Consider the following 13,275-nt stretch of genomic DNA (forward strand, 5'->3'; position numbering starts at 1 on the left):
GACGGCGGCGGACTAGAGCACCCGCTGCAGGAACGCCTGCGTGCGCGGATCGCGCGGCGCGGAAAAGATCAGCTCCGGCGGCCCTTCCTCGACGATGCGGCCGCCGTCCATGAACACCACCCGGTCGGCGATCTCGCGCGCGAACTGCATCTCGTGGGTGACGACCACCATCGTCTGCCCGCCCTCGGCCACGCGCCGCATCAGGGCCAGCACCTCGCCCACCCACTCGGGATCGAGCGCCGAGGTCGGCTCGTCCAAGAGCATCAGGTCGGCTTCCAGCGCCATGGCACGGGCGATGCCCACGCGCTGCTGCTGGCCGCCCGACAGCGCCGAGGGATAGGCGTCGCCGCGGTCGCCCAGGCCGATGTCGCGCAGGATCGCGTCGGCGCGCGCCTCGGCCTCGTCGCGCGGGACGCCACGGACCACGACCAGCCCCTCGGCGATGTTCTGGCGCGCGGTGCGGTTGGCAAACAGCGCATAGCTCTGGAACACGAACGAGGTGCGGCGGCGCAGGGCGAGGATCTCGGGACGGCGCGCGGTGGCCGCGTCGAGGGTCAGCCCGCCGACCGACACCTGCCCGGCGGTCGCGCGCTCGAGAAAGTTCCAGCAGCGCAAGAGCGTGGACTTGCCGGTGCCCGACGGCCCGATCACCGCCACGCATTCGCCGGGCGCCACGCTCAGCGTGATGCCATTGAGCACCGGGCCTGCGCCGAAATGCTTGACCAGCCCGGTGACGGCGGCGGCGGGCTGCGGCGCCCCGCTCATGCCCGGACCCCGCGGCCCAGCCGCACCTCGAGCGCCTTCTGCACCCGGCTCAGCGCCTCGACGATGACCCAATAGATCACCGCGACGGTCAGGAACGCCTCGAGATAGCGAAAGCTGCCCGCGGCCTCTTTCTGCGCCGCGCCCATCATCTCGGTCACGCCGAGAGTGAAGGCGAGCGAGGTCGATTTCAGGATGTCCACGAAATAGTTGATCAGCGTCGGGGCCGCGACCCGGGCCGCCTGCGGCAGGATGATCCGGCGCATGGTCTGCACCTCGGTCATGCCCACCGAGCGCGCGGCCTCCCACTGGTCGCGGGCGACGCCGAGGATCGCGCCGCGCAGGCTCTCGGCCATGTAGGCCGAGAAATGCAGCGTCAGGCCCAGCATCGCCGCGGTGATTCCGTCGATGCGGGTGAAGAACGCCACCGCCTGCGGCAGCCCATAGTAGAACAGGAACAGCTGCACGAGCAGCGGGGTGCCGCGGAAGAAGCTGATGAACACCCCCGCGAGCTGATGCGCCACGGGGACGCGCAGCACCCGGATCACCGCGAGGATCGACGACAGGACCAGCGCCCCCGCCATCGATCCCGCCGCCATCGCCACGGTCAGCGGCACATAGCCGAGGATGACCGGGAACAGCCCTGCCATGTAGCCGAGGTCGATCACCCGGTCCGGTCCGTCAGTTGGTCGCCGCCGGAGCGGTGCCCGCCGCCGGGGCCGGGGCCGGGTTGGCAGCGGGCGCGGCAGCCGGGGCGGCCTCGGCGGCGGGCGCCACCGCGTCGCCCTCGGCCGGGACCACGGCGTTGTCGGCGCCGGTCGCGGGGCGGGTGATGTCGGTGCCGAACCATTTTTCGCTGATTTCGGTCAGCGTCCCGTCCGCCGCCAGCGCCTCGAGCGCGCCGTCCACCTTGTCGCGCATCGCCCGCCCGGCCTCGTCGCTGCGGAACGGCAGGGCGTTGCGGATCTCGCTGAAGGGGGCGCCGGCGAGCTGCAGCGGCAGCCCGCTTTCGCGGATCAGCTGGACCGAGCTGACCCGGTCCATCACGAACGCATCGACCCGGCCCAGCGCGGTTTCCTGCGCGATGTTGCCCTCGTAGGTCTTGATTTGGATGTCGGCCGCGTCGGGCCGCTCGCGCATCAGCTGCTCGTAGTTCGAGCCGAGGTCGACCGCGACGGTCTTGCCCGAAAGACTCTCGACCCCGGTGACCGCGTCGTTGCCCTTGCGGGTCACGACCTGCGCGCCGTCATAGACATAGGGCCGGGTGAAGGTGAACCGCGCCTCGCGCTCGGGGGTGATGGTGATCTGGTTGGCGATCGTGTCGATCCGCCCCGAATCGAGCGCCCCGACCAGCCCCGAGAACCCCATCGTCACGAACTCGACCGTGTCGCCGGTGCGCGCGCCGACGGCGTTCAGCACGTCCACCTCGAACCCCTGAAGCTGGTTGTTGCGGGTGAAGGTGAAGGGGAAATACTGGCCCGACATCCCCACGCGGATCGTCTCGGCCGAGGCCGTGCCAGCCAGCAGCACCAGGATCGCCGTGGCCGCTTTCAGGGATTTGATCATGCTGTGGTCCTCTGTCTCGCGCGGCCGGCCGCGCAGTCTCTTGCGTTGCCTGTCTGTTACCGCAAACTGTCAGGCAGCGACAGGCCTTCCGCGCCGTCGGCGTTCGAGAGGACCGGATAGCATTTGCCGACGCCCCCGCCGCCGCAGTAAGCGGAAGCCAGCATCAGGGGGGACCACCATGACCGAAAGCCACGGCAGCACGCGCGCCCGCATCACGCCCGAGGAGGCGCTCGCCTATCACCTCGAGCCGCGGCCGGGAAAGTTCGACGTGGTGCCCTCGACGCCCATGGCGACCCAGCGCGACCTGTCGCTGGCCTATTCCCCCGGCGTCGCCGTCCCGGTCGAGGCGATCGCGGCGCGCCCCGAGACCGCCTATGACTACACCACCAAGGGCAACCTCGTGGCCGTCGTCTCGAACGGCACGGCGATCCTCGGCCTCGGCAACCTCGGCGCGCTCGCCTCGAAACCGGTGATGGAGGGCAAGGCGGTGCTCTTCAAGCGCTTCGCCGACGTGAACGCCATCGACATCGAACTGGACACCGAGGACCCCGACGAGATCATCCAGGCGGTGCGGCTGATGGGCCCCACCTTCGGCGGCATCAACCTCGAGGACATCAAGGCGCCCGAGTGCTTCATCATCGAAAGCCGCCTCAAGGAGCTGATGGACATCCCCGTCTTCCATGACGACCAGCACGGGACGGCGGTGATCTGTGCGGCGGGGCTGATCAACGCGCTGGAAATCTCGGGCAAGCGGATCGAGGACTGCAAGATCGTGCTCAACGGCGCGGGCGCGGCCGGGATCGCCTGCCTCGAGCTGATCAAGGCGATGGGCGCGCGGCCCGAGAACTGCATCATGGCCGACACCAAGGGCGTGGTCTACCAGGGCCGCACCGAGGGCATGAACCAGTGGAAATCCGCCCACGCCGCGGTGACCGAGGCGCGGACGCTGGCCGATGCGATGGTCGGCTGCGACGTGTTCCTGGGCGTCTCGGCCAAGGGGGCGGTGACGCCCGAGATGGTGCGCTCGATGGCCCCGAACCCGGTCATCTTCGCCATGGCCAACCCCGACCCCGAGATCACCCCCGAAGAGGCGCACGCCGTCCGCCAGGACGCCATCGTGGCCACCGGGCGGTCGGATTACCCCAACCAGGTCAACAACGTGCTGGGGTTCCCCTATCTCTTCCGCGGGGCGCTGGACATCCACGCCCGCGCGATCAACGACGAGATGAAGATCGCCTGCGCCGAGGCGCTGGCCCGGCTCGCGCGCGAGGACGTGCCCGACGAGGTGGCGATGGCCTATGGCCGCAAGCTGACCTTCGGGCGCGACTACATCATCCCGACGCCCTTCGACCCGCGGCTGATCCACGTCATCCCGCCCGCCGTCGCCAAGGCCGGGATGGACACCGGCGTCGCCCGCCGCCCGATCATCGACATGGAGGCCTATGAGCAGACGCTGCGCCAGCGCATGGACCCCACGGCGGCGATGGTGCAGTCGATCCACGCCCGCGCCCGGCGCAGCCAGTCGCGGATGATCTTCGCCGAGGGCGACGACCCGCGCGTCCTGCGCGCCGCCGTGGCCTGGCAGCGCGGCGGCTTCGGCCGGGCGCTGGTCGTCGGCCGCGACGGCGACGTGGCCGAGAAGCTGACCGCCGCCGGCCTCGCCGACGCGGTGGCCGAGATCGAGGTGGTGAGCGCTGCCAAGACCCCGCATCTGCGCGCCTATCACGAGACGCTCTATGCCCGCCTGCAGCGCAAGGGGGTGGACCGCGAGGACGCCTTCAAGCTCGCCAACCGCGACCGCCACATCTTCGCCGCGCTGATGCTGGCGCACGGGCACGGCGACGGGCTGGTGACCGGGGCCACGCGCAAGAACGCCCATGTTCTGGCGCAGATCGGCCATGTCTTCGACGTCCGCCCGCAGGACGGGGCGGTGGGCATCACCGCGGTGCTGCACAAGGGCCGGATCGTGCTGATCGGGGACACGCTGGTCCACGAATGGCCCGAGGCCGAGGACCTCGCCCTGATCGCTACCCGCGGCGCCCAGGTCGCCCGCGGCCTGGGGATGGAGCCGCGGGTCGCGTTCCTCTCGTTCTCGAACTTCGGCTATCCGCTGTCGGAACGCGCCATCAAGATGGCCGAGGCGCCCAAGGTGCTCGACCGCATGGGCGTGGACTTCGAGTATGAGGGCGAGATGACGGTGGACGTCGCGCTCAACCCCGAGCAGGCGGCGAAATACCCGTTCTCGCGGCTGACCGGCCCGGCCAACGTGCTGGTGGTGCCGGCGCGGCACTCGGCGTCGATCTCGGTCAAGCTCTTGCAGGAAATGGCGGGCGCGATGGTGATCGGGCCGATCCTGACCGGCGTGCCGAAGCCGATCCAGATCCTGTCCACCAGCTCGACGGTCAACGACATCCTGCACATGGCGGCCATCGCCGCAGGCGGGCTGTCGGTGCGCTGAGCCTCAGGCGAGCAAAGGCCAGGGACCTAGCGCAGCCACGGCTTCGCCGGGTCCTCGGCCGCCAGCTCGCGCAGCGCCTCGATGTCGTCGATATGGGCGACGGCGGCCTCGATCCGCACGCCGTGCTGGCGCAGCCGGGCAAAGGCGCGCGACAGGCTTTCGGGCTTCATCCCCAGGCGCCCGGCGATCAGCGTCTTGTTGTAGGGCAGCGCCACGGTGCAGGCCCCGTCGCCCGCGGCGAGGTCCAGCAGGAACTCGGCCACCCGCTGCACGCCCGAGCGCGCCTTCAGGTGCTCGACCTGCTCGACGAGCTGCTGCAGGTGGACATAGGTCGCCGCCAGCATCGAGGTCGCCAGCGTCGCATCGCTCTCGAGCAGGTGGCGCAGCCGTACCCCGTCCAGCCGCAAGAGCCGCACCGGGGTGATCGCCTCGGCCGAGACCGGGTAGATGCCGCCCTTGAGCGCCACCGCCTCGCCGAAGCTGCGGCCGCGGGTCATCACGCTCACCACCGCCTCGGCCCCCGAGGGCGCCACGCGGTAGAGCTTCACCCAGCCCTCGAGCAGGATGAACACCGCCGCTGCCGGATCGTCCTGCAGGAACAGCGTCTGCCCCGTCTCGGCGGCCAGCACCACCGCGCCGTCCAGAAGCTTGTCCTGCACCGGCGGACCGAGCCGGGCGAGCAGGGGGGACTGGCGGGCGGTCTGCTGGTCGGCGGGGGTCATGCAATGCTCCTGACGCAGGCGCGACGTGCGGGCCAGTGCATCTGCTACGCAAGCCCGGCCGGGGTTGCAACCGCCCGGGCGGGCGGTGCGGCGGCGGCAGGTCGGGCGGTTGTCGGGCGTGGTATACCAGCCCTTGCGCCCGGTCGCCGGTTTGGCCAATCTGGCCGCGACCCGCCGTTTCCCCCGAGAGGCCCGTGCCATGACCGCCCCGACCCCGACCCTGCCCCGGCCGCTGAACCTCATCGCGGGCGAATGGGTTCCGGCGCGGTCGGGGGCGCGCATGGCGGTCGTCTCACCCCGCGACGGGCAGGGCTTCGCCGAGATCGCGGACTCGGACGCGGCCGACATCGACGCCGCCGTGGCCGCGGCCCGCGCGGCGCTCGACACCGGCGAATGGGGCCGCCTCAGCGCGGCCGAGCGGGGCCGGCTGCTCATGCGATACGCCGCCGCGATCCTGGCCGACGCCGACGCGCTCGCCGCGATCGAGACGCGCGACAACGGCAAGCCGCTGGCGCAGGCGCGCGCCGACATGGTGCTGACGGCGCGGTATTTCGAATATTACGGCGGCGCCGCCGACAAGGTGCACGGCGAGGTGATCCCGTTCCAGCCCGGCACCTCGGTCGCCGTCACCCGCGGCCCGCATGGCGTCACCGGCCATATCGTGCCCTGGAACTACCCCGCGCAGATCTATGGCCGCTCGGTCGGGGCGGCGCTGGCGATGGGCAACGCCTGCGTCCTGAAACCGGCCGAGGATGCCTGCCTCTCGATCCTGCGGCTGACCGAGATCGCGCAGGGCATCCTGCCCCCCGGCGCGCTCAACGTCGTCACCGGGCGCGGCGAGGTGGCGGGCCGCGCGCTCTCCGAACATCCCGGCGTCGATTTCCTCAGCTTCACCGGCTCGCCCGAGGTGGGCCAGATGATCCAGATCGCCGCGGCCAGGAACTTCATCGGCTGCACGCTGGAACTGGGTGGCAAGTCGCCGCAGATCGTCTTTGCCGACGCCGATCTGGACGCCGCCCTGCCGGTGCTCGCCAACGCCATCATCCAGAACGGCGGGCAGACCTGCTCGGCCGGCTCGCGGGTGCTGATCGAGCGCCCGATCTGGGACGATCTCACCGCCCGCCTCGCCGAGCGGTTCCGCAGCGTCGAGGCGTCCGACGCCCCCGACGCGATCCTCGGCCCGCTGATCTCGGCCCGCCAGAAGGCGCGGGTGGAACGCTACATCGCCGAGGCCGGCGCGCCGGAACTCGCCCGCGGCCGGGTCGCCGGCAACGCGCCGTCCGAGGGGTTCTACGTCCCCCCCGTCCTCTTCGGCCCGGTCGACCCCGATAGCCCCCTCGCGCAAGAGGAAATCTTCGGCCCGGTGCTCTGCGCCATCCCCTTCGACACCGAGGCCGAGGCGATCGCCATCGCCAACGGCACCGACTACGGCCTCGTCGCCGGGATCTGGACCCGGGACGGCGCCCGCCAGGCGCGCGTCGCCAACGCGATGCGCTGCGGGCAGGTGTTCATCAACGGCTACGGGGCCGGCGGCGGGGTGGAACTGCCCTTCGGCGGCATCCGCAAGTCCGGCCACGGCCGCGAAAAGGGGTTCGAGGCGCTCTACGAGTTTTCCACGATCAAGACGATCGTGAACCATCACGGCTGAAGGGGGAGACGCCATGAGACTGCAGGGCAAGACAGCGCTGGTGACCGGCGCGGCATCCGGCTTCGGCCGCGGCATCGCCGAGACCTTCGCGCGCGAGGGCGCCCGCGTCGCCATCGTGGACCTGAACGCCGAGGGCGCGCGCGAGGTCGCGGGTGCCATCGGCGGCGCCGCCATCGCGCTGACCTGCGACGTCTCGAAGGCCGAGGACGTGAACCGCGCGGTCGAGGACACCCGGGCGGCCTTCGGCGGGCTCGACATCGTGGTGAACAACGCCGGCTGGACCAACCCCAACCGTCCGCTGATGGAGACGGACGAGGCCACCTTCCGCAAGATCTACGACATCAACGTGCTGTCGATCTTCCACATGGTGAAGGCGATGGTACCGCACTGGCGGGCGACGGGCGGGGGCGTGATGATCAACATCGGCTCGACCGCCGGCATCCGGCCGCGGCCGGGGCTGACGTGGTACAACTCGTCCAAGGGCGCGGTGAACCTGATGAGCCGCAGCCTCGCCGCCGAGCTTGCGCCCGACAACATCCGGGTCAACTGCATCGCCCCGGTGATGGGCGCGACCGCACTGCTCGAACAGTTCATGGGGGTGCCCGACACGCCCGAGAACCGGGCGAAGTTCGTGGCCACGATCCCGCTGGGGAGGATGTCCACGCCCCGCGACATCGCCAACGCGGCGCTCTATCTCGCGTCCGACGAGGCGGATTTCATCACCGGCGTCGTGCTCGAGGTGGACGGCGGGCGGACCATCTGAGGCCCGCCCGACAGCCCGCCGCACGCCGGCGTCAGGACAGGAAGAACCGCACCATCTCGGCGCTGGCGTCCGGCCCCCTGGGGTCGGCATAGCTGCCGCGCGGATCGCCGCCCGACCAGGCGTGGCCGAGGCCGTCGACGACCCAGTGCTCGGCCAGCACCCGCCCCCCGGCATCGCCGAGCCGCGTGACCCGCCAGGGCCGCCCGGTCAGCCCGTGCGCGGCCGTCTCGGTCGCGCCGCGCAGCCCGGCGCGGGCAGCGGCGAGCACCGCCTCGCCGTTCGCCGGCGCCACGGTCGCGTCGGCGCTGCCGTGAAAGGCGATGGTCCGCGCCCGGATCGGCCGGGCCGCCCCGCGCGCCCCCTTCATCGCGGCGAACGCCCCGGCCATGTCCTGCGCCGCCCCGGCGGGCAGGCCCGAGTGGACGCCGACCGCCGCAAAGACCTCGGGATGCGCCGCCCCCAGGATCGCCGCCATCGCGCCCCCGGCCGAGAGCCCCGCGGCGAACACCCGGCCCTCGGGCACGCCGTGCTCGCGCGCCACGCGGGACGCCAGCGCCGCCAGCAGCGCCGCCTCGCCCCCCTGCTGGTCGCCCGGGCGGAACCAGTTCCAGCAGAGCTGCGGATTATCGCCGCGCCCCTGCTCGGGGACGAGAAGGATCAGCCCGGCGCGCTCGGCCTCGGCGATCATCCGCGTGCCGGTGACGAAATCCTCGGGGTTCTGGGTGCAGCCGTGCAGCAGCAGGACCAGCCCGGAAGGCGGGGCGGGGTTCGCCGGCAGATACAGCCGATAGTCCCGCGCCCCCTCGGCCGAGGCCCAGTGCAGCCGCTGCCAGCGCCCGCCTTCGGGGTGCTCGGGGTCGGCCATCGCGCCCCCGGGCAGCCCGCCCGGCAGCGGCAGCCGCCCCACCCCCTCGCGCAGCCGCGCCACCACGTCGCCCAGCCGCCCGCGCAACCCGAACGGCCGCGGCCCGCCGGGCGAAGCACCCCCCTCGGGCTGGACGGAAATATCCCCGCCGGAGGCATCCGGCGCCGCCCCCCGTGCGCGCCGGTCGGCCCCGGGCGCCGCCCCGGGCGAGACCCGGCGCGCCGTCCCCTCGATCACCGCGCCCCCCGGCGTGGGCGCCGCGTCGCCGCCGGGCGCCGGGGTCAGGCCCAGCACACCCTGGATGGTCCGGGTCGCCCCGGCCGGATCGCCCTTGCGGGTCTGTTCCAGCGCGCGGCGCATGGCATCGGCAAAACTCTGGTCCATGAGAGCGGTCCTTTCGGGAAAATCTCAGCGGGTGCGGTCGCGCAGCGCGGCCTTGACGGCGGCGGGGGCCTGCAACGCCCCCAGCACGGTGATCGAGCCGATCGCCGCCCGCGCCAGCTCGGGCGACACGTCGGCGGCGATGCGGGCAAGGCCCACGACGCGGATATGCAGCGGCCCGGAGGCCGCGGCAGCCTCGAGCTCGGCGCGGGTGATCTCGCGCAGCCCCAGGTCGAGGCTGTGACGGGCGATGGACCGCGCCACGGCGTCGTCCTGCGCGGTCAGCTGGTTGCGGATCGCGGTGCGGATGAAGTCGCTGCGGTTGGCGTAGAACCCCTCCTGCACCAGCAGGTCGATGCGGCCCAGATCGACGTGGCCGAGGTTCAGGGTGATCTTCTCGTTGTCCCGTTCCATGCCGATTCCATCCAAGTACCATCCGTATGGATGGAACATGGATGCTGCGCCGCAGCATGACCAGGGCCGAGCCGGCGGCTCAACAAAGATCAGCCCCTGCGTACATGGGGCGCCTCACGCCGCCGGCGCGGCCCCGACCAGCATCCCGCGCTGCACCGCCGGGCGGGCGAGGAACCGCTCGACCCACGCGCCCACACGGGCGAACTCGTCCAGCCCCAGCAGCTCGCCCGCCTTGTAGCCCTGCGCGAGGGTGTTTACCCACGGCGCGATGGCGATGTCGGCGATGGAGTATTCGCCGGTGATCCACTCCCGCCCGTCGAGCTGCCGGTCGAGCACGCCCAGCAGCCGACGGCTTTCGGCCACGTAGCGGTCGCGCGGGCGCTTGTCCTCGATCTCGCGGCCCTTGTAGGCGTGGAAGAACCCGAGCTGCCCGAACATCGGCCCGACGCCGCCCATCTGGAACATCAGCCATTGCAGCGTCTGATAGCGTGCCGCCCCCGCCGCGGGCAGGAACCGCCCGGTCTTGTCGGCCAGCCAGATCAGGATCGCGCCCGACTCCCACAGCCCCATCGGGGCGCCGTCCGGCCCGTCCGGGTCGATCATCGCCGGGATCTTGTTGTTGGGGTTGAGCGACAGGAACTCGGGCGTCATCTGGTTTGCGGCCTCGCCGATGTCGATCCGGTGCGCGTCATAATCGAGCCCGCATTCCTCGAGCATGATCGACGCCTTGACGCCGTTCGGAGTGTTCAGCGTGTAAAGCTGGATCACGCCCGCACGCTTCGGCGGCCAGCGCCGTGTGACGGGAAATCCCCCGAGGTCATCAAACATCAGTCAATCCTCTTGTCTTAATTGCCGCTGAGGGCCGTTTGTGCTAGCGGCGGGGCCATGCGCTGGCGGCGAGCCGGCATCCAACATCAAGGGATGGCCCCCCATGCTTAAAGAGTTTCGCGACTTCATCGCCAAAGGCAATGTCATGGACATGGCCGTCGGCATCATCATCGGCGCGGCCTTCACCGCCATCGTGACCTCGCTCGTCGGCGACATCATCAACCCGCTGCTCAGCATCATCACCGGCAACACCGACTTCTCGGCCAACTACATCGTGCTGCGCGGCACCGCCCCCGAGGGCGCCTCGCTCGAGGCCGCGAAAGAGGCCGGGGCGACGGTCTGGGCCTATGGCTCGTTCATCACCGCGGTCATCAACTTCCTGATCATCGCCTTCGTCGTGTTCCTGCTCGTCAAGGGCGTGAACAAGATCAAGGAAACCGCGATGCGCAAGGAAGAGGCGCAGGCGTCCGCCGCCGGCCCCTCGCAAGAGGCGCTGCTGGCCGAGATCCGCGACCTGCTGGCCGCCCAGCGCGGCGGGGTGGCGGTCGACCCGACGCTCGGCGCCCCCCGCCAGTACTGAGCGCATCCCACCTCGCCTGACCCGACACGGCCCCCGCACGGGGGCCGTTTTCGTTTCGGGGGTTCAGAGGCCCAGCAGCGCCTCGGGCGTCACTGCGTCGAGCCCCAGCGCGTCGCCCACCGGCGGCGAGGCAAGCCGCCCCTCGTGGGTCGCGAGCCCCGCCCGCAGATGCGCGTCATCGGTGGCCGCCTGCCGCCAGCCCTTGTCGGCCAGCGCCACGACGAACGGCAGCGTGGCATTGCCCAGCGCCTGCGTCGCGGTGCGCGCCACCGCGCCGGGCATATTGGCCACGCAGTAGTGCATGATCCCGTCCACCTCGTAGATCGGGTCCTGGTGGGTGGTCGGGCGCGAGGTCTCGAAGCAGCCGCCCTGGTCGATGGCCACGTCCACCAGCGCCGCGCCGGGCAGCATGGTGGCCAGTTGGTCGCGCCGCACCAGCTTGGGCGCCGCGGCCCCCGGGATCAGCACCGCGCCGATTACCATGTCGGCGGTGGTCAGCAGGTCGGCGATGGCGGCCTCGCTGGAATACTGGGTGGTCAGCTTGCCCATGAAGATGTCGTCGAGATAGCTGAGCCGCGGCACCGAGCGGTCGAGGACGGTGACGTTCGCCCCCATCCCCACCGCCACCCGCGCCGCCGCCGTGCCCACCACGCCGCCGCCGATGATGACCACGCGCGCCGGCCGCACGCCGGGCACCCCGCCCAGCAGCACGCCGCGCCCGCCGTTCGCCTTTTGCAGCGTCGAGGCGCCGACCTGCGGGGCGAGCCGCCCGGCGACCTCGGACATCGGCGCCAGCAGCGGCAGCCCGCCGTGGCGGTCGGTCACCGTCTCATAGGCGATCGCGGTCACGCCCGAGCCGAGCAGGTCGCGGGTCTGGTCAGGGTCCGGCGCGAGGTGCAGATAGGTGAACAGCACCTGCCCCGCGCGCAGCATCGCCCGCTCGGCCGACTGCGGTTCCTTCACCTTCACGATCATGTCGGCGCCCGCAAACACCGCTGCGGCGTCGGGGGCGATCTCGGCGCCGGCGGCGCGATAGGCCTCGTCGGTGAAGCCCGCGCCGGTGCCCGCGCCCTCCTGCACCAGCACGGCGTGACCGTGCGCGACCAGCTCGCGCGCGGCGTCAGGGGTCAGGCCGACGCGGTATTCCTGCGGCTTGACCTCGGTGGGGCATCCGATCTTCATCGCGTCCTCCGTGCGAGTCGTCTGGAGGCGATGCTGACACCCTTCCCGCGCAAGATACCGTCTTTTCTGCGGCCGGCGGACGGGGTAGCGTGACGCAATCTTGCGCGGATCGCTTTCTACAGGAAGGTTTCTTTCATGGCCGAGGCTCTCGACGCAACCGATCGGCGCATCCTTGCGGTGCTGCAGAAGGAAGGCCGGATCTCCAACGCCGACCTCGCGCAGCGGGTGAACCTCTCGGCCAGCGCCTGCCACCGGCGCGTCCAGCGGCTCGAGGAAAGCGGCTTCATCGCCGGTTACGTGGCGCTCCTCGACCCTCGTAGCCTCGGCCGCACCACCACGGTCTTCGTCGAGATTACCCTTTCCGGTCAAGGGGATGCGACGCTCGAGGCGTTCGAGCGCGCGGTCCGCACCATCCCCGACGTGCTCGAGTGCCACCTGATGGCGGGCTCGGCGGACTACCTGCTCAAGGTGCTGGCCGAGGACACCGACGACTTCGCCCGCATCCACCGCCAGCACCTCGCGCGCCTGCCGGGGGTGGCGCAGATGCAGTCGTCCTTCGCGCTGCGGATCGTCCAGCAGACCACGGCGCTGCCGTTGTGAAATCCGTGCATCTCCGGGGCGGCGATCACGCCAGAAATCGAGCGGGATAGCGGTGCAGCGACTGCGTGCATACGCTTCAGGCGACGCCGCTGGGTGCGTGCGGATCTTCGACAGCAATGTCCCCCGCTACTTCGCGGCTGATGAGCGGGCGGAGTTCGCCGACTTCCTTGCAGGCCTTTGCCGCGGGAACGGGCGGTATCTGGTCATGACGGACAACGATCGCATCGTGGCTTGTGGCGGGCTGGAGTTCACGACGCCGAAGCGGGCGGCGCTGACATGGGGAATGGTCGAAGCGGACTGGCATGGCCGCGGCCTGGGTTGGCGTCTGACCGCGGCACGCCTCGACCTGGCGCGGGCGACGCCGGGGCTGTCGGACGTGACACTCGCGACGAGCCAGCACACAGCCGGATTCTACGCGCGGTTCGGCTTCGTCACCACGCGGGTCGAACGCGACGGCTTCGGACCGGGGCTGGATCGCTGCGATATGCGTCTGGACCTGCGATAGC

Annotated in this window: 13 protein-coding genes and 1 pseudogene; 6 read left to right on the top strand and 8 right to left on the bottom strand. The window is 71.2% G+C overall.

Annotated elements, in window-relative coordinates; translation table 11 throughout:
- Positions 1-12: 12 nt before the first annotated feature.
- From ACFHYO_RS10885 to ACFHYO_RS10895, 3 genes and pseudogenes are all read right to left on the bottom strand, one after another.
- Complete coding sequence (locus tag ACFHYO_RS10885; RefSeq protein ID WP_168782949.1) at positions 13-765, bottom strand: amino acid ABC transporter ATP-binding protein; 753 nt, start codon at positions 763-765, stop codon at positions 13-15.
- On the bottom strand, positions 762-1,412 hold the full coding sequence (locus ACFHYO_RS10890) for an amino acid ABC transporter permease (protein ID WP_036703018.1): 651 nt from the start codon (positions 1,410-1,412) through the stop codon (positions 762-764). Before ACFHYO_RS10890 ends, ACFHYO_RS10885 begins: the two co-directional genes overlap by 4 nt.
- 178 nt (positions 1,413-1,590) lie before the next feature.
- Positions 1,591-2,328: pseudogene (locus ACFHYO_RS10895) on the bottom strand (amino acid ABC transporter substrate-binding protein); the annotation flags it as partial.
- Positions 2,329-2,506: 178 nt separating this feature from the next.
- On the opposite strand from ACFHYO_RS10895, the gene ACFHYO_RS10900 reads away from it, so the two are divergent.
- Entirely contained in the window at positions 2,507-4,786 is a 2,280-nt protein-coding gene (locus ACFHYO_RS10900) for an NADP-dependent malic enzyme (protein WP_036710357.1), read from the top strand.
- A gap of 26 nt (positions 4,787-4,812) precedes the next feature.
- On the opposite strand, the gene ACFHYO_RS10905 is transcribed toward ACFHYO_RS10900, so the two are convergent.
- Positions 4,813-5,508 carry a Crp/Fnr family transcriptional regulator gene (locus ACFHYO_RS10905; protein WP_394320395.1) on the bottom strand — a complete coding sequence of 232 codons (696 nt, stop codon included), beginning with the start codon at positions 5,506-5,508 and terminating at the stop codon, positions 4,813-4,815.
- A gap of 199 nt (positions 5,509-5,707) precedes the next feature.
- Here ACFHYO_RS10905 and ACFHYO_RS10910 point away from each other — a divergent pair, with 199 nt between their 5' ends.
- Complete coding sequence (locus tag ACFHYO_RS10910; RefSeq protein ID WP_394320397.1) at positions 5,708-7,156, top strand: aldehyde dehydrogenase family protein; 1,449 nt, start codon at positions 5,708-5,710, stop codon at positions 7,154-7,156.
- A 13-nt stretch (positions 7,157-7,169) separates the two neighbouring features.
- Positions 7,170-7,919, top strand: coding sequence for an SDR family oxidoreductase (locus tag ACFHYO_RS10915; RefSeq protein ID WP_394320398.1), 750 nt, complete (start codon positions 7,170-7,172; stop codon positions 7,917-7,919).
- A 31-nt stretch (positions 7,920-7,950) separates the two neighbouring features.
- Here ACFHYO_RS10915 and ACFHYO_RS10920 read toward each other — a convergent pair whose 3' ends face one another.
- From ACFHYO_RS10920 to ACFHYO_RS10930, 3 genes are all read right to left on the bottom strand, one after another.
- The gene (locus tag ACFHYO_RS10920; protein WP_394320400.1) at positions 7,951-9,168 is read right to left on the bottom strand and encodes an extracellular catalytic domain type 1 short-chain-length polyhydroxyalkanoate depolymerase; all 1,218 of its coding nucleotides are present in this window, start codon (positions 9,166-9,168) and stop codon (positions 7,951-7,953) included.
- Positions 9,169-9,192: 24 nt separating this feature from the next.
- Positions 9,193-9,579, bottom strand: a complete 387-nt coding sequence (locus ACFHYO_RS10925; protein ID WP_036703604.1) for a ribbon-helix-helix domain-containing protein — start codon at positions 9,577-9,579, stop codon at positions 9,193-9,195.
- 114 nt (positions 9,580-9,693) lie between these two features.
- Positions 9,694-10,407, bottom strand: coding sequence for a glutathione S-transferase N-terminal domain-containing protein (locus ACFHYO_RS10930; protein WP_394320401.1), 714 nt, complete (start codon positions 10,405-10,407; stop codon positions 9,694-9,696).
- A 103-nt stretch (positions 10,408-10,510) separates the two neighbouring features.
- Between ACFHYO_RS10930 and mscL the strand changes: the two genes are divergently transcribed.
- Positions 10,511-10,987, top strand: coding sequence for a large conductance mechanosensitive channel protein MscL (mscL, locus tag ACFHYO_RS10935; RefSeq protein ID WP_052171927.1), 477 nt, complete (start codon positions 10,511-10,513; stop codon positions 10,985-10,987).
- Between the two features lie 63 nt (positions 10,988-11,050).
- Here mscL and ald read toward each other — a convergent pair whose 3' ends face one another.
- Positions 11,051-12,169, bottom strand: coding sequence for an alanine dehydrogenase (gene ald, locus ACFHYO_RS10940; RefSeq protein ID WP_394320403.1), 1,119 nt, complete (start codon positions 12,167-12,169; stop codon positions 11,051-11,053).
- Positions 12,170-12,304: 135 nt separating this feature from the next.
- Here ald and ACFHYO_RS10945 point away from each other — a divergent pair, with 135 nt between their 5' ends.
- Together ACFHYO_RS10945 and ACFHYO_RS10950 are read left to right on the top strand one after the other, a co-directional pair.
- Entirely contained in the window at positions 12,305-12,769 is a 465-nt protein-coding gene (locus tag ACFHYO_RS10945) for an Lrp/AsnC family transcriptional regulator (protein ID WP_036703609.1), read from the top strand.
- 97 nt (positions 12,770-12,866) lie between these two features.
- Positions 12,867-13,274: a GNAT family N-acetyltransferase gene (locus ACFHYO_RS10950; protein WP_394320405.1), complete on the top strand. Its 408-nt coding sequence runs from the start codon at positions 12,867-12,869 to the stop codon at positions 13,272-13,274.
- The last annotated feature ends 1 nt before the right edge of the window (position 13,275 follow it).

This window comes from Paracoccus panacisoli (assembly GCF_042435015.1).
Classification (GTDB): Bacteria; Pseudomonadota; Alphaproteobacteria; order Rhodobacterales; family Rhodobacteraceae; genus Paracoccus; species Paracoccus panacisoli.

What these genes read in the sequence shown, in the direction of transcription:
- ACFHYO_RS10905 (WP_394320395.1), bottom strand. Translation starts at nt 5,508, where the DNA reads ATGACCCCCGCCGACCAGCAGACCGCCCGCCAGTCCCCCCTGCTCGCC.
- ACFHYO_RS10920 (WP_394320400.1), bottom strand. Translation starts at nt 9,168, where the DNA reads ATGGACCAGAGTTTTGCCGATGCCATGCGCCGCGCGCTGGAACAGACC.
- ACFHYO_RS10930 (WP_394320401.1), bottom strand. Translation starts at nt 10,407, where the DNA reads ATGTTTGATGACCTCGGGGGATTTCCCGTCACACGGCGCTGGCCGCCG.
- ACFHYO_RS10910 (WP_394320397.1), top strand. Translation starts at nt 5,708, where the DNA reads ATGACCGCCCCGACCCCGACCCTGCCCCGGCCGCTGAACCTCATCGCG.
- ACFHYO_RS10945 (WP_036703609.1), top strand. Translation starts at nt 12,305, where the DNA reads ATGGCCGAGGCTCTCGACGCAACCGATCGGCGCATCCTTGCGGTGCTG.
- ACFHYO_RS10915 (WP_394320398.1), top strand. Translation starts at nt 7,170, where the DNA reads ATGAGACTGCAGGGCAAGACAGCGCTGGTGACCGGCGCGGCATCCGGC.
- ACFHYO_RS10890 (WP_036703018.1), bottom strand. Translation starts at nt 1,412, where the DNA reads ATGGCAGGGCTGTTCCCGGTCATCCTCGGCTATGTGCCGCTGACCGTG.
- ACFHYO_RS10900 (WP_036710357.1), top strand. Translation starts at nt 2,507, where the DNA reads ATGACCGAAAGCCACGGCAGCACGCGCGCCCGCATCACGCCCGAGGAG.
- mscL (WP_052171927.1), top strand. Translation starts at nt 10,511, where the DNA reads ATGCTTAAAGAGTTTCGCGACTTCATCGCCAAAGGCAATGTCATGGAC.
- ald (WP_394320403.1), bottom strand. Translation starts at nt 12,169, where the DNA reads ATGAAGATCGGATGCCCCACCGAGGTCAAGCCGCAGGAATACCGCGTC.
- ACFHYO_RS10885 (WP_168782949.1), bottom strand. Translation starts at nt 765, where the DNA reads ATGAGCGGGGCGCCGCAGCCCGCCGCCGCCGTCACCGGGCTGGTCAAG.
- ACFHYO_RS10925 (WP_036703604.1), bottom strand. Translation starts at nt 9,579, where the DNA reads ATGGAACGGGACAACGAGAAGATCACCCTGAACCTCGGCCACGTCGAT.